The organism is Enterobacter sp. 301B (genome assembly GCF_003850715.1).
Classification (GTDB): Bacteria; Pseudomonadota; Gammaproteobacteria; order Enterobacterales; family Enterobacteriaceae; genus Enterobacter; species Enterobacter intestinihominis.
Map to the genome: position 1 here is coordinate 1 of NZ_PQTC01000031.1, position 20,707 is coordinate 20,707.

General features: G+C 54.6%; 17 protein-coding genes and 1 pseudogene. 9 read left to right on the forward strand and 9 right to left on the reverse strand.

Going from position 1 to position 20,707, the window contains the following annotated elements; translation table 11 throughout:
• The 9 genes and pseudogenes from tuf to rpoC form a co-directional block, all read left to right on the forward strand.
• Positions 1-203: pseudogene (tuf, locus tag C3451_RS21570) on the forward strand (elongation factor Tu); the annotation flags it as partial.
• Positions 204-430: 227 nt separating this feature from the next.
• A complete protein-coding gene (gene secE, locus C3451_RS21575) occupies positions 431-814 on the forward strand; it encodes a preprotein translocase subunit SecE (protein WP_003862342.1) in 384 nt (127 codons plus the stop codon).
• A gap of 1 nt (position 815) precedes the next feature.
• Positions 816-1,361, forward strand: coding sequence for a transcription termination/antitermination protein NusG (nusG, locus tag C3451_RS21580; RefSeq protein ID WP_003862341.1), 546 nt, complete (start codon positions 816-818; stop codon positions 1,359-1,361).
• Between the two features lie 156 nt (positions 1,362-1,517).
• Entirely contained in the window at positions 1,518-1,946 is a 429-nt protein-coding gene (gene rplK / locus C3451_RS21585; RefSeq protein ID WP_003862340.1) for a 50S ribosomal protein L11, read from the forward strand.
• Positions 1,947-1,949: 3 nt separating this feature from the next.
• Positions 1,950-2,654, forward strand: coding sequence for a 50S ribosomal protein L1 (rplA, locus tag C3451_RS21590; RefSeq protein WP_006810530.1), 705 nt, complete (start codon positions 1,950-1,952; stop codon positions 2,652-2,654).
• A 289-nt stretch (positions 2,655-2,943) separates the two neighbouring features.
• Positions 2,944-3,441: a 50S ribosomal protein L10 gene (rplJ, locus tag C3451_RS21595; protein WP_003862338.1), complete on the forward strand. Its 498-nt coding sequence runs from the start codon at positions 2,944-2,946 to the stop codon at positions 3,439-3,441.
• A gap of 66 nt (positions 3,442-3,507) precedes the next feature.
• Positions 3,508-3,873 carry a 50S ribosomal protein L7/L12 gene (gene rplL / locus C3451_RS21600; protein ID WP_002445276.1) on the forward strand — a complete coding sequence of 122 codons (366 nt, stop codon included), beginning with the start codon at positions 3,508-3,510 and terminating at the stop codon, positions 3,871-3,873.
• A gap of 319 nt (positions 3,874-4,192) precedes the next feature.
• Positions 4,193-8,221 (forward strand): DNA-directed RNA polymerase subunit beta, encoded by a 4,029-nt coding sequence (gene rpoB, locus C3451_RS21605; protein WP_023299068.1) that lies wholly within the window; start codon positions 4,193-4,195, stop codon positions 8,219-8,221.
• Between the two features lie 76 nt (positions 8,222-8,297).
• Positions 8,298-12,521, forward strand: a complete 4,224-nt coding sequence (gene rpoC / locus C3451_RS21610) for a DNA-directed RNA polymerase subunit beta' (RefSeq protein ID WP_023299069.1) — start codon at positions 8,298-8,300, stop codon at positions 12,519-12,521.
• 115 nt (positions 12,522-12,636) lie between these two features.
• Here the strand turns inward: rpoC and C3451_RS21615 are convergent, their stop codons facing one another.
• From C3451_RS21615 to thiC, 9 genes are all read right to left on the reverse strand, one after another.
• Positions 12,637-12,954, reverse strand: a complete 318-nt coding sequence (locus tag C3451_RS21615) for a PTS lactose/cellobiose transporter subunit IIA (RefSeq protein ID WP_003862327.1) — start codon at positions 12,952-12,954, stop codon at positions 12,637-12,639.
• Positions 12,954-13,262: a PTS sugar transporter subunit IIB gene (locus tag C3451_RS21620; protein WP_010425948.1), complete on the reverse strand. Its 309-nt coding sequence runs from the start codon at positions 13,260-13,262 to the stop codon at positions 12,954-12,956. Before C3451_RS21620 ends, C3451_RS21615 begins: the two co-directional genes overlap by 1 nt.
• Before the next feature lie 180 nt (positions 13,263-13,442).
• Entirely contained in the window at positions 13,443-14,984 is a 1,542-nt protein-coding gene (locus tag C3451_RS21625; protein ID WP_045622905.1) for a sensor domain-containing diguanylate cyclase, read from the reverse strand.
• A 333-nt stretch (positions 14,985-15,317) separates the two neighbouring features.
• Entirely contained in the window at positions 15,318-16,451 is a 1,134-nt protein-coding gene (gene thiH / locus C3451_RS21630; RefSeq protein WP_045622903.1) for a 2-iminoacetate synthase ThiH, read from the reverse strand.
• Positions 16,451-17,218 (reverse strand): thiazole synthase, encoded by a 768-nt coding sequence (gene thiG, locus C3451_RS21635; protein WP_023299071.1) that lies wholly within the window; start codon positions 17,216-17,218, stop codon positions 16,451-16,453. Before thiG ends, thiH begins: the two co-directional genes overlap by 1 nt.
• Position 17,219: 1 nt before the next feature.
• Complete coding sequence (thiS, locus tag C3451_RS21640; RefSeq protein WP_032626499.1) at positions 17,220-17,420, reverse strand: sulfur carrier protein ThiS; 201 nt, start codon at positions 17,418-17,420, stop codon at positions 17,220-17,222.
• The gene (locus C3451_RS21645) at positions 17,404-18,159 is read right to left on the reverse strand and encodes a HesA/MoeB/ThiF family protein (protein ID WP_045622901.1); all 756 of its coding nucleotides are present in this window, start codon (positions 18,157-18,159) and stop codon (positions 17,404-17,406) included. The genes thiS and C3451_RS21645 overlap by 17 nt, the downstream gene beginning before the upstream one ends.
• On the reverse strand, positions 18,146-18,787 hold the full coding sequence (gene thiE, locus C3451_RS21650; protein WP_045622899.1) for a thiamine phosphate synthase: 642 nt from the start codon (positions 18,785-18,787) through the stop codon (positions 18,146-18,148). Before thiE ends, C3451_RS21645 begins: the two co-directional genes overlap by 14 nt.
• On the reverse strand, positions 18,787-20,682 hold the full coding sequence (gene thiC / locus C3451_RS21655; RefSeq protein ID WP_045622898.1) for a phosphomethylpyrimidine synthase ThiC: 1,896 nt from the start codon (positions 20,680-20,682) through the stop codon (positions 18,787-18,789). Before thiC ends, thiE begins: the two co-directional genes overlap by 1 nt.
• Between the last annotated feature and the right edge of the window lie 25 nt (positions 20,683-20,707).

Here is a 20,707-nt window from a genome sequence, read left to right on the forward strand (position 1 = left end):
GTCCACAGTTCTACTTCCGTACAACTGACGTGACCGGTACCATCGAACTGCCAGAAGGCGTAGAGATGGTAATGCCAGGCGACAACATCAAGATGGTTGTGACTCTGATCCACCCAATCGCGATGGACGACGGTCTGCGTTTCGCAATCCGTGAAGGCGGCCGTACCGTTGGCGCGGGCGTTGTTGCTAAAGTTCTCGGCTAATCGCTGATAACATTTGACGCAATGCGCAATAAAAGGGCATCATTTGATGCCCTTTTTGCACGCTTTCACATCAGAACCTGGCTCATCAGTGATTAATTTTGTCATAATCATTGCTGAGACAGGCTCTGCGGAGAGCGTATAATACGAAAAGCGAATAGCATTTCGATTGGTTTGCCTCGCACTCGCGGGGTGAAAATGTTTGTAGAATACTTCTGACAGGTTGGTTTATGAGTGCGAATACCGAAGCTCAAGGGAGCGGGCGCGGCCTGGAAGCGATGAAATGGGTAGTTGTAGCCGTGCTGCTGATTGTGGCGATTGTCGGCAACTATCTTTATCGTGACATGATGCTGCCGCTACGCGCGCTTGCAGTGGTAATTCTGATTGCTGCGGCGGGTGGTGTCGCGCTGTTGACGACGAAAGGCAAAGCGACCGTTGCGTTTGCCCGCGAAGCGCGTACCGAAGTCCGCAAGGTCATTTGGCCGACTCGCCAGGAAACATTGCACACCACGCTGATTGTAGCGGCGGTAACCGCTGTAATGTCACTGATCCTGTGGGGACTGGATGGTATTCTGGTTCGCCTGGTATCCTTTATCACTGGCCTGAGGTTCTGAGATGTCTGAAGCCCCTAAAAAGCGCTGGTACGTCGTTCAGGCGTTTTCCGGTTTTGAAGGCCGCGTAGCTACGTCGCTGCGTGAGCATATCAAATTACACAATATGGAAGAGTTATTTGGCGAAGTTATGGTTCCGACCGAAGAAGTGGTTGAGATCCGTGGCGGCCAACGTCGCAAAAGCGAGCGTAAATTCTTCCCGGGTTACGTGCTGGTTCAGATGGTGATGAACGACGCGAGCTGGCACCTGGTGCGCAGCGTACCACGCGTGATGGGCTTTATCGGCGGCACATCTGACCGTCCGGCGCCAATCAGCGACAAAGAAGTTGATGCGATTATGAACCGCCTCCAGCAGGTGGGTGATAAACCGCGTCCGAAAACGCTGTTTGAACCGGGTGAGATGGTTCGTGTTAACGACGGTCCGTTTGCTGACTTTAATGGCGTCGTCGAAGAAGTGGACTACGAGAAGTCCCGCCTGAAAGTTTCCGTTTCTATCTTTGGTCGTGCGACCCCGGTAGAGCTGGACTTTGCTCAGGTAGAAAAAGCCTAAGCAGCGATCAAAAAAGCGACGATTTAATCGTTGCACAGGGCGCGAGATTGGAATACAATTTCGCGCCTTTTGTTTTTATGGGTTCCGACCCGTAAAACGAATTTTATTCACGGGGAGCCTCTCCGAGGCGTTATTACCCAATCAGAGGATTTTAGAATGGCTAAGAAAGTACAAGCCTACGTCAAGCTGCAGGTTGCAGCAGGTATGGCGAACCCAAGTCCACCAGTTGGTCCAGCTCTGGGTCAGCAGGGTGTGAACATCATGGAATTCTGTAAAGCGTTCAACGCCAAAACTGAATCCATGGAAAAAGGTCTGCCAATCCCAGTTGTAATCACTGTTTACGCTGACCGTTCTTTCACTTTCGTTACCAAAACCCCTCCAGCAGCAGTTCTGCTGAAGAAAGCAGCGGGCATCAAGTCTGGTTCCGGTAAGCCGAACAAAGACAAAGTGGGTAAAATTTCCCGCGCTCAGCTGCAGGAAATCGCGCAGACCAAAGCTGCCGACATGACTGGTTCCGACATTGAAGCGATGACTCGCTCCATTGAAGGTACTGCACGTTCCATGGGCCTGGTAGTGGAGGACTAAGAAATGGCTAAACTGACCAAGCGCATGTCCGTGATCCGTGACAAAGTTGATGCGACCAAACAGTACGACATCAACGAAGCTATCGCTCTGCTGAAAGAACTGGCAACTGCTAAGTTCGTTGAAAGCGTTGACGTTGCCGTTAACCTGGGCATCGACGCTCGTAAATCCGATCAGAACGTTCGTGGCGCAACTGTACTGCCACACGGTACTGGCCGTTCCGTACGCGTAGCTGTATTTGCTCAGGGTGCAAACGCTGAAGCGGCTAAAGCTGCCGGCGCTGAACTGGTAGGTATGGAAGATCTGGCTGATCAGATCAAGAAAGGCGAAATGAACTTTGACGTTGTTATTGCTTCTCCAGATGCAATGCGCGTTGTTGGCCAGCTGGGCCAGGTTCTGGGTCCACGCGGCCTGATGCCAAACCCGAAAGTGGGTACTGTAACTCCTAACGTTGCTGAAGCGGTTAAGAACGCTAAAGCAGGTCAGGTTCGTTACCGTAACGACAAAAACGGCATCATCCACACCACCATCGGTAAAGTGGACTTTGACGCTGACAAACTGAAAGAAAACCTGGAAGCTCTGCTGGTTGCGCTGAAAAAAGCTAAACCAACTCAGGCGAAAGGCGTGTACATCAAGAAAGTTAGCATCTCCACCACCATGGGTGCAGGTGTTGCAGTTGACCAGGCTGGCCTGAGCGCTGCTGCAAACTAATGCCTTTACGTGGGCGGTGATTTTGTCTACAATCTTACCCCCACGTTTGCTAACAAAAGTTAGCGGCTAAAAGAATTGTTCGTTGGAGCCTGGCCTATCCAGGCCTCCGTCGAAGACCGCAGGTGTTTCGCAAGAAACTTAATCCCCTGCGTAGACGGTGACAGAACGCTAAGATTATTTTAAATACTCTGGCTTGTTTCTGCTCACCGTATTAAGACGCTCTTCCCGTTGGGTCGAGTGAAGTGAGTTCCGGAACATGAGTTCCGGCAAACATCCAGGAGCAAAGCTAATGGCTTTAAATCTTCAAGACAAACAAGCGATTGTTGCTGAAGTCAGCGAAGTAGCCAAAGGCGCGCTGTCTGCAGTAGTTGCGGATTCCCGTGGCGTTACTGTAGACAAAATGACTGAACTGCGTAAAGCAGGTCGTGAAGCTGGCGTATACATGCGTGTTGTTCGTAACACCCTGCTGCGTCGCGTAGTTGAAGGTACTCAGTTCGAGTGCCTGAAAGACACGTTTGTTGGTCCGACCCTGATTGCATACTCTATGGAACACCCGGGCGCTGCTGCTCGTCTGTTCAAAGAGTTCGCGAAAGCGAATGCAAAATTTGAGGTCAAAGCTGCAGCCTTTGAAGGTGAGTTGATCCCGGCATCGCAAATCGATCGCCTGGCCACCCTGCCGACCTACGAAGAAGCAATTGCACGCCTGATGGCAACCATGAAAGAAGCTGCGGCTGGCAAACTGGTTCGCACTCTGGCTGCTGTACGCGATGCGAAAGAAGCTGCTTAATCGCAGTTATCTTTATAAAGCATTTGCTTACGTATAAACTTATTCTGATTTTCAGGAACAATTTAAATGTCTATCACTAAAGATCAAATCATTGAAGCAGTAGCAGCTATGTCCGTAATGGACGTTGTAGAGCTGGTTTCTGCAATGGAAGAAAAATTCGGTGTTTCTGCTGCTGCTGCTGTAGCTGTAGCTGCGGGCCCGGCTGAAGCTGCTGAAGAAAAAACTGAATTCGACGTAATTCTGAAAGCTGCTGGCGCGAACAAAGTTGCTGTAATCAAAGCAGTACGTGGCGCAACTGGCCTGGGTCTGAAAGAAGCTAAAGACCTGGTAGAATCTGCTCCAGCTGCGCTGAAAGAAGGCGTGAGCAAAGACGACGCAGAAGCACTGAAAAAATCTCTGGAAGAAGCTGGCGCTGAAGTTGAAGTTAAATAAGCCAACTTTTCTGGTTGCAGCCTAAGTAATTAGGCTGATGGCTGGTGACTTTTTAGTCACCAGCCTTTTTGCGCTGTAAGGCATCAGCAGCATTTCACACTGTTTGACTGCTGGTTGTCCTGACAATGCTTGTTTCTATCGACGACTTAATATACTGCGACAGGGTGCTCGCTCTGTGTAAATCGCAATGAAATGGTTTAAGCGTGATAGCAACAGGTATTGCGGAAAGTATTCAATTTTCCGGTCCACAAAATGGTGTTGCACAAACTGTCCCTTCGTCGGACAGATGGGTCGACTTGTCAGCGAGCTGAGGAACCCTATGGTTTACTCCTATACCGAGAAAAAACGTATTCGTAAGGATTTTGGTAAACGTCCACAAGTTCTGGACATTCCATATCTCCTTTCTATCCAGCTTGACTCGTTCCAGAAGTTTATCGAGCAAGATCCTGAAGGGCAGTACGGCCTGGAAGCAGCCTTCCGTTCCGTGTTCCCGATTCAGAGCTACAGCGGTAATTCCGAGCTGCAGTACGTCAGCTACCGCCTTGGCGAACCGGTGTTTGACGTTCAGGAATGTCAGATCCGTGGCGTGACCTATTCCGCACCGCTGCGCGTAAAACTGCGTCTGGTGATCTACGAGCGCGAAGCGCCGGAAGGCACCGTAAAAGACATTAAAGAACAAGAAGTCTACATGGGTGAAATTCCACTCATGACGGACAACGGTACTTTCGTTATCAACGGTACTGAGCGTGTTATCGTTTCCCAGCTGCACCGTAGCCCGGGCGTCTTCTTCGACAGCGATAAAGGTAAAACGCACTCTTCCGGTAAAGTACTGTATAACGCACGCATCATTCCTTACCGTGGTTCATGGCTGGACTTCGAATTCGATCCAAAAGACAACCTGTTTGTCCGTATCGACCGTCGTCGTAAGCTGCCTGCAACCATCATTCTGCGTGCACTGAACTATACCACTGAGCAGATCCTGGACCTGTTCTTTGAGAAAGTGATCTTTGAAATCCGCGACAACAAGTTGCAGATGGAGTTGGTGCCGGAACGTCTGCGTGGAGAGACCGCGTCGTTCGACATCGAAGCCGACGGCAAAGTGTATGTGGAAAAAGGTCGCCGTATCACCGCGCGCCACATCCGCCAGCTGGAAAAAGATGATATCAAACACATCGAAGTTCCGGTTGAATACATTGCAGGAAAAGTAGCCGCGAAAGATTACGTTGATGAATCAACTGGCGAGCTGATCTGCCCGGCGAACATGGAGCTGAGCCTGGATCTGCTGGCTAAGCTGAGCCAGTCTGGCCACAAACGTATCGAAACGCTGTTCACCAACGATCTGGACCACGGTCCGTACATCTCTGAGACTGTACGCGTCGACCCAACCAACGATCGTCTGAGCGCGCTGGTTGAAATCTACCGCATGATGCGTCCTGGTGAGCCACCAACTCGCGAAGCGGCTGAAAGCCTGTTCGAGAACCTGTTCTTCTCCGAAGACCGCTACGATCTGTCCGCGGTAGGTCGTATGAAGTTCAACCGTTCTCTGCTGCGCGACGAAATCGAAGGTTCCGGTATCCTGAGCAAAGACGACATCATTGAAGTGATGAAGAAGCTCATCGATATCCGTAACGGTAAAGGCGAAGTGGACGATATCGACCACCTCGGCAACCGTCGTATCCGTTCCGTAGGCGAAATGGCGGAAAACCAGTTCCGCGTTGGCCTGGTTCGTGTAGAGCGTGCGGTGAAAGAGCGTCTGTCTCTGGGCGATCTGGATACCCTGATGCCTCAGGATATGATCAACGCCAAGCCGATTTCTGCGGCAGTGAAAGAGTTCTTCGGTTCCAGCCAGCTGTCTCAGTTCATGGACCAGAACAACCCGCTGTCTGAGATCACGCACAAACGTCGTATCTCTGCACTCGGCCCAGGCGGTCTGACCCGTGAACGTGCAGGCTTTGAAGTTCGAGACGTACACCCGACTCACTACGGTCGCGTATGTCCAATCGAAACGCCTGAAGGTCCAAACATCGGTCTGATCAACTCCCTGTCCGTGTACGCACAGACAAACGAATACGGTTTCCTTGAGACCCCGTATCGTAAAGTGACCGACGGTGTGGTTACCGACGAAATTCATTACCTGTCTGCTATCGAAGAAGGCAACTACGTTATCGCTCAGGCGAACTCCAACCTGGATGACGAAGGCCACTTTGTAGAAGATCTGGTTACCTGCCGTAGCAAAGGCGAATCCAGCCTGTTCAGCCGCGACCAGGTTGACTACATGGACGTATCCACCCAACAGGTGGTATCCGTCGGTGCGTCCCTGATCCCGTTCCTGGAACACGATGACGCCAACCGTGCATTGATGGGTGCGAACATGCAACGTCAGGCCGTTCCAACTCTGCGTGCTGATAAGCCGCTGGTTGGTACCGGTATGGAACGTGCTGTTGCCGTTGATTCCGGTGTTACAGCAGTTGCTAAGCGTGGCGGTACCGTTCAGTACGTTGACGCATCCCGTATCGTTATCAAAGTTAACGAAGACGAGATGTATCCGGGCGAAGCGGGCATCGACATCTACAACCTGACCAAATACACCCGTTCTAACCAGAACACCTGTATCAACCAGATGCCTTGCGTATCTCTGGGTGAGCCAGTTGAGCGCGGCGACGTGCTGGCAGACGGTCCGTCCACCGACCTCGGTGAACTGGCGCTCGGTCAGAACATGCGCGTAGCGTTCATGCCGTGGAACGGTTACAACTTCGAAGACTCCATCCTCGTCTCCGAGCGTGTGGTTCAGGAAGATCGTTTCACCACCATCCACATTCAGGAACTGGCCTGTGTGTCCCGTGACACCAAGCTGGGGCCAGAAGAGATCACTGCCGACATCCCTAACGTGGGTGAAGCTGCGCTCTCTAAACTGGATGAATCCGGTATTGTTTACATCGGCGCGGAAGTGACCGGCGGCGACATTCTGGTTGGTAAGGTTACACCGAAAGGCGAAACCCAGCTGACGCCAGAAGAGAAACTGCTGCGTGCTATCTTCGGTGAGAAAGCGTCTGACGTTAAAGACTCTTCTCTGCGCGTACCAAACGGTGTTTCCGGTACGGTTATCGACGTTCAGGTCTTCACTCGTGACGGCGTTGAGAAAGATAAGCGTGCGCTGGAAATCGAAGAGATGCAGCTCAAACAGGCTAAGAAAGACCTGTCTGAAGAACTGCAAATCCTCGAAGCGGGTCTGTTCAGCCGTATCTATGCGGTGCTGGTTGCCGGTGGCGTTGAAGCTGAGAAGCTCGACAAACTGCCACGCGATCGCTGGCTGGAGCTGGGCCTGACCGACGAAGAGAAACAGAATCAGCTGGAACAGCTGGCTGAGCAGTATGACGAACTGAAACACGAGTTCGAGAAAAAACTCGAAGCGAAACGCCGCAAAATCACTCAGGGCGACGATCTGGCACCAGGCGTGCTGAAGATTGTTAAGGTGTATCTGGCTGTTAAACGTCAGATCCAGCCTGGTGACAAGATGGCAGGTCGTCACGGTAACAAGGGTGTTATCTCTAAGATCAACCCGATCGAAGATATGCCGCACGATGCTAACGGTACGCCGGTAGATATCGTACTGAACCCACTGGGTGTACCGTCTCGTATGAACATCGGTCAGATCCTGGAAACCCACCTGGGTATGGCTGCGAAAGGTATCGGCGACAAGATTAACGCCATGCTGAAGCAGCAGGAAGAAGTCGCGAAACTGCGCGAGTTCATCCAGCGTGCCTACGATCTGGGTACCGACGTGCGTCAGAAAGTCGACCTGAACACCTTCAGCGATGATGAAGTTCTGCGTCTGGCGGAAAACCTGCGTAAGGGTATGCCAATTGCAACGCCGGTATTCGACGGTGCAAAAGAAGCTGAAATTAAAGAGCTGCTGCAACTGGGTGGTCTGCCAACGTCTGGTCAGATTACGCTGTTTGACGGCCGTACCGGTGAACAGTTCGAGCGTCCGGTAACCGTAGGTTACATGTACATGCTGAAACTGAACCACCTGGTCGACGACAAGATGCACGCTCGTTCTACCGGTTCTTACAGCCTGGTTACTCAGCAGCCGCTGGGTGGTAAGGCTCAGTTCGGTGGTCAGCGCTTCGGGGAGATGGAAGTGTGGGCGCTGGAAGCATACGGCGCAGCATACACCCTGCAGGAAATGCTCACCGTTAAGTCTGATGACGTGAATGGTCGTACTAAGATGTATAAGAACATCGTAGACGGCAACCATCAGATGGAACCGGGCATGCCAGAATCCTTCAACGTACTGTTGAAAGAGATTCGTTCGCTGGGTATCAACATCGAACTGGAAGACGAGTAATTCTCGCTCAAACAGGTCACTGGTGTCGGGTTAACCCCCGACACCAGATTGTGCTAACTCCGACGGGAGCAAATCCGTGAAAGATTTATTAAAGTTTCTGAAAGCGCAGACTAAAACCGAAGAGTTTGATGCGATCAAAATTGCTCTGGCTTCGCCAGACATGATCCGTTCATGGTCTTTTGGTGAAGTTAAAAAGCCGGAAACCATCAACTACCGTACGTTCAAACCTGAGCGTGACGGCCTTTTCTGTGCGCGTATTTTCGGGCCAGTAAAAGACTACGAGTGCCTGTGCGGTAAGTACAAGCGCCTGAAACACCGTGGTGTGATCTGTGAGAAGTGCGGCGTTGAAGTGACCCAGACCAAAGTACGCCGTGAGCGTATGGGCCACATTGAGCTGGCGTCTCCAACTGCTCACATCTGGTTCCTGAAATCTCTGCCGTCCCGTATCGGCCTGCTGCTGGATATGCCACTGCGCGATATCGAACGTGTTCTGTACTTCGAATCTTATGTTGTGATCGAAGGCGGGATGACGAATCTGGAACGTAACCAGATCCTGACCGAAGAACAGTATCTGGACGCGCTGGAAGAGTTCGGTGACGAATTCGACGCGAAGATGGGTGCGGAAGCTATCCAGGCCCTGCTGAAGAGCATGGATCTGGAGCAAGAGTGTGAAACTCTGCGCGAAGAGCTGAACGAAACCAACTCCGAAACCAAGCGTAAAAAGCTGACCAAGCGTATCAAACTGCTGGAAGCGTTCGTACAGTCTGGTAACAAACCAGAGTGGATGATCCTGACCGTTCTGCCGGTTCTGCCGCCAGATCTGCGTCCGCTGGTTCCGCTGGATGGTGGTCGTTTCGCAACGTCGGATCTGAACGATCTGTACCGTCGCGTGATCAACCGTAACAACCGTCTGAAACGTCTGCTGGATCTGGCTGCGCCGGACATCATCGTACGCAACGAAAAACGTATGCTGCAGGAAGCGGTAGATGCCCTGCTGGATAACGGTCGTCGCGGTCGTGCGATCACCGGTTCTAACAAACGTCCTCTGAAATCTTTGGCCGACATGATCAAAGGTAAGCAGGGTCGTTTCCGTCAGAACCTGCTCGGTAAGCGTGTTGACTACTCCGGTCGTTCTGTAATCACCGTAGGTCCATACCTGCGTCTGCATCAGTGCGGTCTGCCGAAGAAAATGGCTCTGGAGCTGTTCAAACCGTTCATCTACGGCAAGCTGGAACTGCGTGGCCTGGCCACCACCATCAAAGCCGCTAAGAAAATGGTTGAGCGTGAAGAAGCTGTCGTTTGGGATATCCTGGACGAAGTGATCCGCGAACACCCGGTACTGCTGAACCGTGCACCAACTCTGCACCGTTTGGGTATCCAGGCATTTGAGCCAGTCCTGATCGAAGGTAAAGCGATCCAGCTGCACCCGCTGGTTTGTGCGGCCTATAACGCCGACTTCGATGGTGACCAGATGGCTGTTCACGTACCGCTGACGCTGGAAGCCCAGCTCGAAGCGCGTGCGCTGATGATGTCTACCAACAACATCCTGTCTCCAGCGAACGGTGAACCTATCATCGTTCCTTCTCAGGACGTTGTATTGGGTCTGTACTATATGACCCGTGACTGTGTTAACGCCAAAGGCGAAGGCATGGTGCTGACTGGCCCGAAAGAAGCTGAGCGTATTTATCGCGCTGGCCTGGCCTCTCTGCATGCGCGCGTTAAAGTGCGTATCACCGAATACGAAAAAGATGAAAACGGCGAATTCGTGGCGATTACCAGCCTGAAAGACACGACCGTTGGCCGTGCGATTCTGTGGATGATCGTACCGAAAGGTCTGCCTTTCTCCATCGTCAACCAGGCGCTGGGCAAGAAAGCGATCTCCAAAATGCTGAACACCTGTTACCGCATTCTGGGCCTGAAGCCGACCGTTATCTTCGCTGACCAGACAATGTACACCGGCTTTGCTTATGCAGCGCGTTCAGGTGCATCTGTTGGTATCGATGACATGGTCATCCCAGAGAAGAAACACGAGATCATCTCTGAAGCGGAAGCTGAAGTTGCTGAGATCCAGGAGCAGTTCCAGTCTGGTCTGGTAACCGCAGGCGAACGTTACAACAAAGTTATCGATATCTGGGCTGCGGCGAACGATCGAGTATCCAAAGCGATGATGGATAACCTGCAAACCGAAACCGTGATTAACCGTGACGGCGTAGAAGAGCAGCAGGTCTCCTTCAACAGCATCTACATGATGGCCGACTCCGGTGCGCGTGGTTCTGCGGCACAGATTCGTCAGCTGGCAGGTATGCGTGGTCTGATGGCGAAGCCAGATGGCTCCATCATCGAAACGCCAATCACCGCGAACTTCCGTGAAGGTCTGAACGTACTCCAGTACTTCATCTCCACGCACGGTGCGCGTAAAGGTCTGGCGGATACCGCATTGAAAACGGCGAACTCCGGTTATCTGACGCGTCGTCTGGTTGACGTTGCGCAGGATCTGGTCGTCACCGAAGACGATTGTGGCACCCTCGAAGGTATCACCATGACCCCGGTTATCGAGGGTGGTGATGTTAAAGAGCCGCTGCGCGATCGTGTACTGGGTCGCGTGACCGCGGAAGACATCCTGAAGCCGGGCACCGCAGACATTCTGGTTCCACGCAACACTCTGCTGCACGAACAGTGGTGTGACCTGCTGGAAGCGAACTCTGTTGACTCTGTGAAAGTGCGTTCCGTTGTATCCTGTGACACCGACTTTGGTGTGTGTGCGCACTGCTACGGTCGTGACCTGGCGCGTGGCCACATCATCAACAAAGGTGAGGCTATCGGCGTTATCGCGGCACAGTCCATCGGTGAGCCGGGTACACAGCTGACGATGCGTACGTTCCACATCGGTGGTGCGGCATCTCGTGCGGCTGCTGAATCCAGCATCCAGGTGAAAAACAAAGGTAGCATCAAGCTCAGCAACGCGAAGTCTGTTGTTAACTCCGCAGGCAAGCTGGTTGTGACTTCTCGTAACACCGAGCTGAAGCTGATCGACGAATTCGGTCGTACCAAAGAGAGCTATAAAGTGCCTTACGGTGCGGTTATGGCGAAAGGTGATGGCGAGCAGGTTGCCGGCGGCGAAACCGTAGCAAACTGGGATCCACACACCATGCCGGTTATCACCGAAGTAAGTGGTTTCATCCGCTTCACTGACATGATCGACGGCCAGACCATTACTCGTCAGACCGACGAGCTGACCGGTCTGTCTTCTCTGGTGGTTCTGGATTCTGCTGAACGTACTACCGGTGGTAAAGATCTGCGTCCTGCACTGAAAATCGTTGATGCTCAGGGTAACGACGTTCTGATCCCTGGCACCGATATGCCTGCGCAGTACTTCCTGCCGGGTAAAGCGATTGTACAGCTGGAAGATGGCGTACAGATCAGCTCTGGTGACACCCTGGCGCGTATTCCTCAGGAATCCGGCGGTACCAAGGACATCACCGGTGGTCTGCCACGCGTTGCGGACCTGTTCGAAGCACGTCGTCCGAAAGAGCCTGCTATTCTGGCTGAAATCAGCGGTATCATATCCTTCGGTAAAGAGACCAAAGGTAAGCGCCGTCTGGTTATCACGCCAGTAGATGGCAGCGAGCCGTACGAAGAGATGATTCCTAAGTGGCGTCAGCTCAACGTGTTCGAAGGTGAACGCGTGGAACGTGGTGACGTGGTCTCCGATGGTCCAGAAGCGCCGCACGACATCCTGCGTCTGCGTGGTGTGCATGCTGTTACTCGTTACATTGTTAACGAAGTACAGGACGTATACCGTCTGCAGGGCGTTAAGATTAACGATAAGCACATCGAAGTTATCGTTCGTCAGATGCTGCGTAAAGCAACCATCGAAAACGCGGGCAGCTCCGACTTCCTGGAAGGCGAGCAGGTTGAATACTCACGCGTTAAGATCGCTAACCGCGATCTGGAAGCGAACGGCAAAATCGGTGCGACCTTTGCACGCGATCTGCTGGGTATCACCAAAGCGTCTCTGGCAACCGAGTCCTTCATCTCTGCTGCATCGTTCCAGGAAACCACTCGTGTCCTGACCGAAGCGGCTGTTGCAGGTAAACGTGATGAACTGCGCGGTCTGAAAGAGAACGTTATCGTGGGTCGTCTGATCCCGGCCGGTACCGGTTATGCGTACCACCAGGATCGTATGCGTCGTCGTGCAGCGGGTGAACTGCCAGCTGCACCGCAGGTGACTGCCGAAGATGCATCCGCGAGCCTTGCAGAACTGCTGAACGCAGGTCTGGGCGGTTCCGACAACGAGTAATCGTTGATGCCCGGTAGGTAAAATTACCGGGCATATGAATCACAGGTCGGGTAAGCGCAGCGTCACCCGACAATAAAAAACCCGCCTCGGCGGGTTTTTTTACGTCTGTATGTCTTCAATTCACTAACGGGATGCGTCGATAAAGCTCAATCATGTCGCCCGCCAGATCCTGAATAACCATCGCGTTCATCAGATGGTCCTGAGAGTGAACGGTGATCAGGTTAACCGGCAGTTTTCCTGTCCCTTCGTCAAGACCGATAAGCTGCGTCTGGATCGTATGCGCATGTTTCACATATTCACGCGACTCTTCCATCGCTTTCTCGGCTTCGTCAAAGTCGCCTTTTCGCGCCATCTGCAACGCCGTCAGAGCCGCGCTGCGCGCCGCGCCTGCGTTGACCAGCAGTTCCATGATTGTGGTTTCTAAGTCTTCCATTATGACTCCAGCAGCTTGAGCGCTTTTTCCAGTACGGCATCACCTTTCATCATGCCGTAATCCATCATGTCGATAACCGCGACCTTTTTTCCAAGCGGATCGGCCTGCGCCTGGAGTTTTGCCTGTTCGTATTTAACCTGTGGCCCCAGTAATACGATATCAGCCGTCGCGATGTTATCTTTAAACTCCGCGACCGGAACGGCTTTAATGGTTACTTCGACTCCTTTTTTCTGCGCGGCATCTTTCATACGTTGAACCAGCATGCTGGTTGACATTCCCGCTGCACAGCATAAAACGATGTTCTTCATAGTCAGCCTCGATCTACATGTGTTTATTGATAATTATCCCGCGCAGACCGCTTCAACAACCGCTTTACCGCGATTGTGTGTCAGGCATCACAAAGAAATCGGCATTTTTCTGAAACCGGTTACAATTTTATACATGAAAGCATTCTGCCCGTCTTAACGGGCGGAATTTCAGGAAGGGTATTATCGGCTGGCCGTGCTTACGATGCGGTTTTTACCCTGTTGTTTAGCGGTATACAGCGCTTCATCTACGCTGCCGATAAATTGTTCCAGCGGTTCGAAGTGCCACTCTCCCACCCCCGCGCTGAAGGTTACTCGCAGGTTCTCTTCCCGCCAGGTCCGTTTTTCCACGGCGGTGCGCCAGGCTTCCAGTAGCGCGTGCGCGGAGTTCATCAGCTCGGCCGGGAAGATCACCCCGAACTCTTCCCCACCGTAGCGGTAAACGGAAACGTGGTGCGGCTGCATGATCTGAATACCTTCGCGCGCCACGCTGCGCAGAACAATATCCCCGCTCAGGTGGCCCCAGGTGTCGTTAATAGATTTGAAGTTATCGATATCGACCAGCGCCAGAACGAAGGGTTGATGAGCGGTCAGCAGCTCATCCACATCGTTGTCGAAAGCACGGCGGTTCTTGCAGCCTGTCAGCGCATCATGGGTGGCCTGACGGACATAGGCCATCTCACGTTCCTTATTGGTTCGAATGGTATGGCTGAGCATCGCCTCAAGACGTGGCGCCTGATTGACGTCTCCGGTTTTGATGGCGTTGATAATGTTCATCAGCACAGAACGCGAGGCATGGCGCAGGTAGAGCCCGAACAGAATGATGATGATTGCCGCCAGCGCAAATCCCCAGCCGACGACGATGGTTTCATGCCGGGTGATGACGGAAAGCGTGGCATCGGAGACCCGATAAATCACAAACCAGTCCGGATTGGTGAAAGAGTAGTAGTAATACCAGGTTTTACTTTTGGGGTCGAAAAGATGCCCTTCGCCGCTGGTCATTTTGTCCATCAGCGCTTCGCTTACGTACTGCTTAAAGAGCGCCCCCGTGTCCGGATGCAGCACAACGGCGCCGTCACGTTCCACGACAAAAAACTCACCCTGAACCGGTGCCACCATCTGACGCAAGGTATACCCCATGGAGGTTAAATCAAGATGGAAAGCGAGCGTGCCCTTCAGACGGCCTTCCGGTGAAATGACCGGTTTATAGAGGGTGACCGTAGGATGTTGGGTGAAATAGTCCAGATAGGGGCGGGTGTAGTGAGGAAAGTTGCTGGCTTCCGCTTGCCCGATAAACCATGGGCGTGTTCGTGCGTCGAACGACCTACTCTTCTCCGTTGGCAGTACTTCCGGCGCGCGCAGATGGTGCCCTTCGGTGTCCGCAAGAGAGATAGACGACACCGTCGGCATCAGATTCTGCAAATGCATTAACATCTGCAAACCCTGTGTCGGATCGATATTTATCGTCTGATTCACTCTGTCTTCACGGGCGTAGTACATCGCAGCGCGACCAAGAATATAGTCATTTTCTCGCAGGATGGATTCGGTATAGTTCACCGCCAGATTATGGGTGAAGTTACCATTAATTTTATGATAATCCTCAATAAAATCCTTCCGTTGTGAAAGGATGACCAGAATCGCGATTATCGCGAAACTGAACAGAATCCCCGCGAAGCTGACCATAATTGGTCGGGTGAAAGAGAGCTTTTTACTGTGGAGTGCCATGAGTTGTGCATCAATCCAGATGGTAGACGCGTTGCGTCTGTCGATATCCTCAGCATAGTCGCTGTCAGATTGCTGGTAGTAAATTATACAGAAAGCGATTTCCGACGGGTTGATTTATCTTAAGAGTAGATAAGAAACGACGTATTTATTTTATCAATTGAAATTTTGTTTAAGAGGCGGAGGGCAGGGCGAAACGAGGAAGAAGCATTTTCACCCTGGTCAGCGTCCGTTGCTGACGTGGTTAATCCTAATAAAACCGGGCAGATCTCCTCAATCACCCGGCGTTGATCTTACGAGCCGTCTCGTAACCTTTCCGCGTTGTTGCAGGCGGTTTCAGCGCAAATGCGAAGCTCTTCCCAGCCAGCTGTCCCAGTCTTTCCACACGGGCTGTAGCCCCTGTGCAGTCAGGGCTTCCGCCACCGCGTCGGGCCGTCGTCCGTCGTGCGGTGCAAACTGTTCCAGTTCCGGGCGATCGTCCGCGTAACCGCCCGGCTGCGTTTTGGAAAAGGCGCTGACGTTGTTGATCGCCAGAGGGATCGCGCGGTCGCGAAACGCGGGGGATTCACGCGTGGAGAGCGACAATTCCACTTCCGGCGCGAACAGGCGAAATGCGCACAGGGTTTGCACCAGCTGGCGCTCATCCATCAGCGAGGCGGGTTCAATGCCTCCCGTACACGGACGCAGCCGTGGGAATGAGATGGAATAGCGGCTTTGCCAGTAGTACTGCTGTAGCCACAGCAGATGCTCCGCCACCATATAGCAGTCAACCCGCCAGCTGTCGGACAGACCGATAAGCGCGCCCAGCCCAATTTTATCGATACCGGCGCGCCCCAGCCTGTCCGGCGTTTCCAGCCGGAAGATGAAATCCTGCTTCTTCCCTTTCAGGTGATGTCGGGCATAGGTCGCCTCATGGTAGGTTTCCTGATAAACCATTACGCCGTCCAGCCCAAGGGTTTTCAGTTCCGCATATTCCTCTTGCGACAGAGGCTGCACTTCCATTTGCAATGAGGCAAATTCGCGGCGGATGGCCGGAAGATGCTGGCGAAAATAGTCCATCCCCACTTTGCCCTGATGTTCACCCGTCACCAGTAAGAGATGTTCAAAACCCATCTCACGAATAGCCGCACACTCGCGGGCGATCTCATGCTCATCCAGCGTTTTACGCTTAATGCGGTTGCTCATTGAGAAGCCACAGTAGGTGCAGTCGTTGGCGCACAGGTTAGAGAGATAAAGCGGCACGTAAAAGCTCACCGTGTTGCCAAAGCGCTGGCGGGTGAGGCGTTGCGCGCGCTGCGCCATCGGTTCAAGGTATGCGCTGGCTGCCGGAGAAAGCAGGGCCATCAAATCCTCGCGGGTCACATGCCGGGCTGTTAATGCCCGCTCTACGTCCGCAGAGGTTTTACTGTTGATGCGTAAGGCAATATCGTCCCAGTTAAGCTGACGCCAGCGATCGGTAAAGATAGCCATCAGAGTGCCTCCAGAAAACCGGTCAGCGGGCTGGTGGCCTGCGCCTGAAAGCTGCGCGAGCCGGGGCCGGACTGTCGTGCCAGCAGACCGGACTCCACGGCAAGGCGGAACGCACGCGCCATCATCACCGGGTCGTCGGCCACCGCAATCGCGGTATTGACCAGCACCGCATCGGCCCCCATCTCCAGCGCCTGCGCGGCGTGACTGGGTACGCCGATGCCCGCATCCACCACCACGGGCACGGTCGCCTGCTCGATGATGATCTCCAGCATCGCGCGGGTCTCCAGTCCCTGGTTGGAGCCAATGGGCGCCCCTAACGGCATCACGGCCGCGCAGCCGACCTCTTCCAGACGCTTACACAGCACGGGATCGGCACCACAGTAGGGCAGAACGGTGAATCCCTGCTGCACCAGCGTCTCTGCCGCTTTCAGGGTTTCGATCGGATCGGGCAACAGCCAGCGGGCGTCCGGATGAATTTCCAGCTTCAGCCAGCAGGTGCCGAGCGCTTCCCGGGCCAGATGCGCAGCGAAAATTGCTTCCTCGGCCGTTTTCGCACCGGAGGTATTGGGTAAGAGCGTCACGCCTGCCTCCAGTAACGGCGCAAGTATGGCATCGTTGTGCTGACGCAGATCCACGCGCTTCATCGCCAGCGTCACCAGCTGGCTGCCGCTTTCACGAATAGCATCCACCATTAGCTGCGGGGAGGCGAATTTTCCGGTTCCGGTAAACAGATGTGAATCAAAGACTTTGTCGGCAATACGTAACATCTCAGCCCCCAGCGATAACCTGAAACAGCAGGATCTGGTCGCCTTCAATGACCTGCTGATGTTCCCACCGCTCGCGCGGCAGGATCTGTTGATTGAGCGCCAGTGCCGTTCCCGGCTTCAGCTGGCGCAGCGTGTCGAGCAGGGCGGCAACGGTGAGATCGTCGTCGCACGTCATCGGCTCATCGTTAAACAGAATGCGCATCGCGGCCTCCGCATACCGGGCAGCAGTTGGCGCGGTTTAACGCCAGATGGCGCCAGCCGCTGGAACGGGCGTCGAACAGCCGGAGCGTGTTGCGCTCTGTTTCCATGCCGCTGAGCAACTTGATGGCTTCCAGCGCCTGAAGGGTACCCATCACGCCCACCACCGGCCCAAGAATGCCAGCCGTGCGGCAGTTACGCTCCGGTTCAGCCTCGTCCGGCCACAGGCAGCGGTAGCAGCCCTGCGCCCACGGCGGCGTAAGCACCATTATCTGCCCGCCGAAACCGACCGCGCTGGCGGTGATCAGCGGCGTGTTCTGTGCAACACAGGCCGCATTAATGGCCTGACGCGTCGCCATATTGTCCGTGCAGTCCAGCACCACGTCGGCAAGGGCAACTTCGCGTTGCAGATCTTCTCCGCTCAGCCGCGTCTGGAGCGCCACCAGTTCAATATCGGGGTTAAGCTGGTTCAGCCGCTTGCGCGTAACCTGTGCTTTAGGCTGGTTAACATCTTCTGTCGTGAAGAGGATTTGCCGTTGCAGGTTGCTGAGGTGTACCTCATCGTCATCGGCCAGTACCAGCGTTCCCGCGCCCGCCCCGGCCAGATACAGCGCGGCGGGCGTGCCCAAGCCACCCAAACCGACAATCAGTACCCGGCTGACGAGCAGCTTTTGCTGCCCGTCAATGGCGATATCCTCCAGCAGGATCTGGCGGCTGTAGCGCATAAAATCACGATCTTTCATCGCCTGCTCCTGCCAGTTGTAAAAGCCGTGCGGTGGCGGCCTGCCAGTCTGCGGCCTGGGTGATAGCGCTGACGACGGCGATACTGCCGACGCCGGTTTCCAGCACGGCGGGCGCACGATCAAGGCTGATCCCGCCGATGGCGACGGTGGGGTAATCGGCAAGGCGCTTAACGTGGGCTGCCAGCTGAGCCAAACCCTGTGGGGCAGACGGCATCTGTTTGGTTTGCGTCGGGAAAACGTGGCCGAGGGCGATGTAGGAGGGGCGGGCCGCCAGCGCCACGTCGATCTCCATATCATCGTGGGTGGAAACGCCCAGCCGCAGACCGGCGTCACGGATTGCGTTGAGATCGGTCGTTTCCAGATCTTCCTGTCCCAGATGCACGCCGTACGCCTGGTGTTTAACCGCCAGCCGCCAGTAGTCGTTGATAAACAGGCGGGCGTGGTAGCGACGTCCCAGCGCGATAGCGGCGGCCACATCGGCCTCCACCTCTTCGTCGCGTTTATCCTTGATGCGCAGCTGGAGGGTGCGAACGCCTGCCTCCAGCAAGCGCTCTATCCACGCCACGCTGTCCACCACCGGGTAAAGCCCTAAGCGGAAGGGGACAGGTGGGAAATCGGGCTGGTACATTACACCTCCTCCTTTTTGAGGTAGATTTCGCCGCCTTTGGCGCGGAAGGTTTCGGACATGTCTGCCATGCCGACTTCAATGGTCTGCGCGGCGGCGTAATCGCGTACCTCCTGGCTGATTTTCATCGAGCAGAACTTCGGCCCACACATGGAGCAGAAGTGCGCGACTTTGCCCGATTCCTGCGGCAGGGTTTCGTCGTGGTAGGCGCGGGCGGTGAACGGATCCAGCGCCAGGTTGAACTGGTCTTCCCAGCGGAATTCAAAGCGCGCTTTGGACATGGCGTTGTCGCGAATTTGCGCGCCCGGATGGCCTTTCGCCAGATCCGCCGCGTGGGCGGCAATCTTGTAGGTAATCAGTCCCTGCTTCACGTCCTCTTTGTTTGGCAGCCCGAGGTGCTCTTTCGGCGTCACGTAGCAGAGCATGGCGCAGCCGAACCAGCCGATCATCGCCGCGCCGATCCCGGAAGTGAAGTGGTCATAGCCCGGCGCAATATCGGTGGTCAACGGCCCCAGGGTGTAGAACGGTGCTTCGTGGCAGTGCTCCAGCTCCTCGGTCATGTTGCGGCGGATCATCTGCATCGGTACATGGCCCGGGCCTTCAATCATCACCTGCACATCGTACTCCCAGGCGATTTTGGTCAGCTCGCCCAGCGTGTGCAGCTCGGCAAACTGCGCCTCGTCGTTCGCGTCACGGATGGAGCCAGGACGCAGGCCGTCGCCCAGCGACAGAGAAACGTCATAAGCGGCGCAGATCTCGCAGATTTCGCGGAAGTGCTCGTAGAGGAAGTTTTCCTGATGATGGGAAAGGCACCATTTCGCCATAATCGAACCGCCGCGTGAGACGATACCGGTCAGACGTTTCGCCGTCATCGGCACGTAGCGCAGCAGCACGCCCGCGTGAATGGTGAAGTAGTCCACGCCCTGTTCCGCCTGCTCCAGCAGCGTGTCGCGGAACGCTTCCCAGGTGAGGTTTTCGGCGATGCCGTTGACCTTCTCCAGCGCCTGATAAATCGGGACGGTGCCAATCGGCACCGGGCTGTTACGCAGGATCCATTCGCGGGTTTCGTGAATGTAACGGCCGGTGGAGAGGTCCATCACCGTGTCCGCGCCCCAGCGCGTTGACCAGACCAGCTTTTCCACCTCTTCTTCGATGGAAGAGGTGACGGCAGAGTTGCCGATGTTGGCGTTGACCTTCACCAGGAAGTTGCGGCCGATAATCATCGGCTCGGATTCCGGGTGGTTGATGTTGGCGGGAATAATCGCGCGCCCGGCGGCTACTTCATCACGCACGAATTCCGGCGTGATGTTCTCCGGCAGGCGAGCGCCAAACCCTTCACCCGGATGCTGGTGGCGCAGCACTTCGCTGCGAATGCGCTCGCGGCCCATGTTTTCGCGGATGGCGATGAACTCCATCTCCGGCGTGACGATACCCTGTCGCGCGTAGTGCAACTGGGTTACGCATTTGCCCGCTTTAGCGCGTTTTGGCGTCAGCAGGCCAGTAAAGCGCAGCTCGTCCAGACCGTCGTCGGCCAGGCGCGCGTTGGTGTACGCCGAGCTGCGCACGCTCAGTTCTTCGCAGTCGTTACGGGCGTCAATCCACGGCTGGCGAAGCTTTGCCAGACCCTGCTGCACGTTGATAGCAACATCAGGATCGCCGTACGGGCCGGAGGTGTCATACACCGGCACGGCTTCGTTGTCTTCAAACTGCGGGTGCTCTTTGCTGCCGCCGATAAGCGTCGGGCTGAGCTGGATTTCGCGCATCGGCACGCGGATATCGGCCTGTGAACCGGTGATGTAGATGCGCGTTGAGTTCGGGAAAGCGGTGCCTTCCAGGGTGTCGATGAAGCGTTGTGCGTGTTCGCGCTGTTCGCGGCGGGTCAGTTTTGTTGTAGACATAGCTCATTCCAGATGTGAAGGACAT

What these genes read in the sequence shown, in the direction of transcription:
- thiE (WP_045622899.1), bottom strand. Translation starts at nt 18,787, where the DNA reads ATGTACCAGCCCGATTTCCCACCTGTCCCCTTCCGCTTAGGGCTTTAC.
- thiS (WP_032626499.1), bottom strand. Translation starts at nt 17,420, where the DNA reads ATGCGCATTCTGTTTAACGATGAGCCGATGACGTGCGACGACGATCTC.
- secE (WP_003862342.1), top strand. Translation starts at nt 431, where the DNA reads ATGAGTGCGAATACCGAAGCTCAAGGGAGCGGGCGCGGCCTGGAAGCG.
- C3451_RS21615 (WP_003862327.1), bottom strand. Translation starts at nt 12,954, where the DNA reads ATGGAAGACTTAGAAACCACAATCATGGAACTGCTGGTCAACGCAGGC.
- C3451_RS21645 (WP_045622901.1), bottom strand. Translation starts at nt 18,159, where the DNA reads ATGAAAGATCGTGATTTTATGCGCTACAGCCGCCAGATCCTGCTGGAG.
- C3451_RS21625 (WP_045622905.1), bottom strand. Translation starts at nt 14,984, where the DNA reads ATGGCACTCCACAGTAAAAAGCTCTCTTTCACCCGACCAATTATGGTC.
- rplK (WP_003862340.1), top strand. Translation starts at nt 1,518, where the DNA reads ATGGCTAAGAAAGTACAAGCCTACGTCAAGCTGCAGGTTGCAGCAGGT.
- rpoB (WP_023299068.1), top strand. Translation starts at nt 4,193, where the DNA reads ATGGTTTACTCCTATACCGAGAAAAAACGTATTCGTAAGGATTTTGGT.
- thiG (WP_023299071.1), bottom strand. Translation starts at nt 17,218, where the DNA reads ATGTTACGTATTGCCGACAAAGTCTTTGATTCACATCTGTTTACCGGA.
- rplJ (WP_003862338.1), top strand. Translation starts at nt 2,944, where the DNA reads ATGGCTTTAAATCTTCAAGACAAACAAGCGATTGTTGCTGAAGTCAGC.
- thiH (WP_045622903.1), bottom strand. Translation starts at nt 16,451, where the DNA reads ATGGCTATCTTTACCGATCGCTGGCGTCAGCTTAACTGGGACGATATT.
- C3451_RS21620 (WP_010425948.1), bottom strand. Translation starts at nt 13,262, where the DNA reads ATGAAGAACATCGTTTTATGCTGTGCAGCGGGAATGTCAACCAGCATG.
- nusG (WP_003862341.1), top strand. Translation starts at nt 816, where the DNA reads ATGTCTGAAGCCCCTAAAAAGCGCTGGTACGTCGTTCAGGCGTTTTCC.
- thiC (WP_045622898.1), bottom strand. Translation starts at nt 20,682, where the DNA reads ATGTCTACAACAAAACTGACCCGCCGCGAACAGCGCGAACACGCACAA.
- rplL (WP_002445276.1), top strand. Translation starts at nt 3,508, where the DNA reads ATGTCTATCACTAAAGATCAAATCATTGAAGCAGTAGCAGCTATGTCC.
- rplA (WP_006810530.1), top strand. Translation starts at nt 1,950, where the DNA reads ATGGCTAAACTGACCAAGCGCATGTCCGTGATCCGTGACAAAGTTGAT.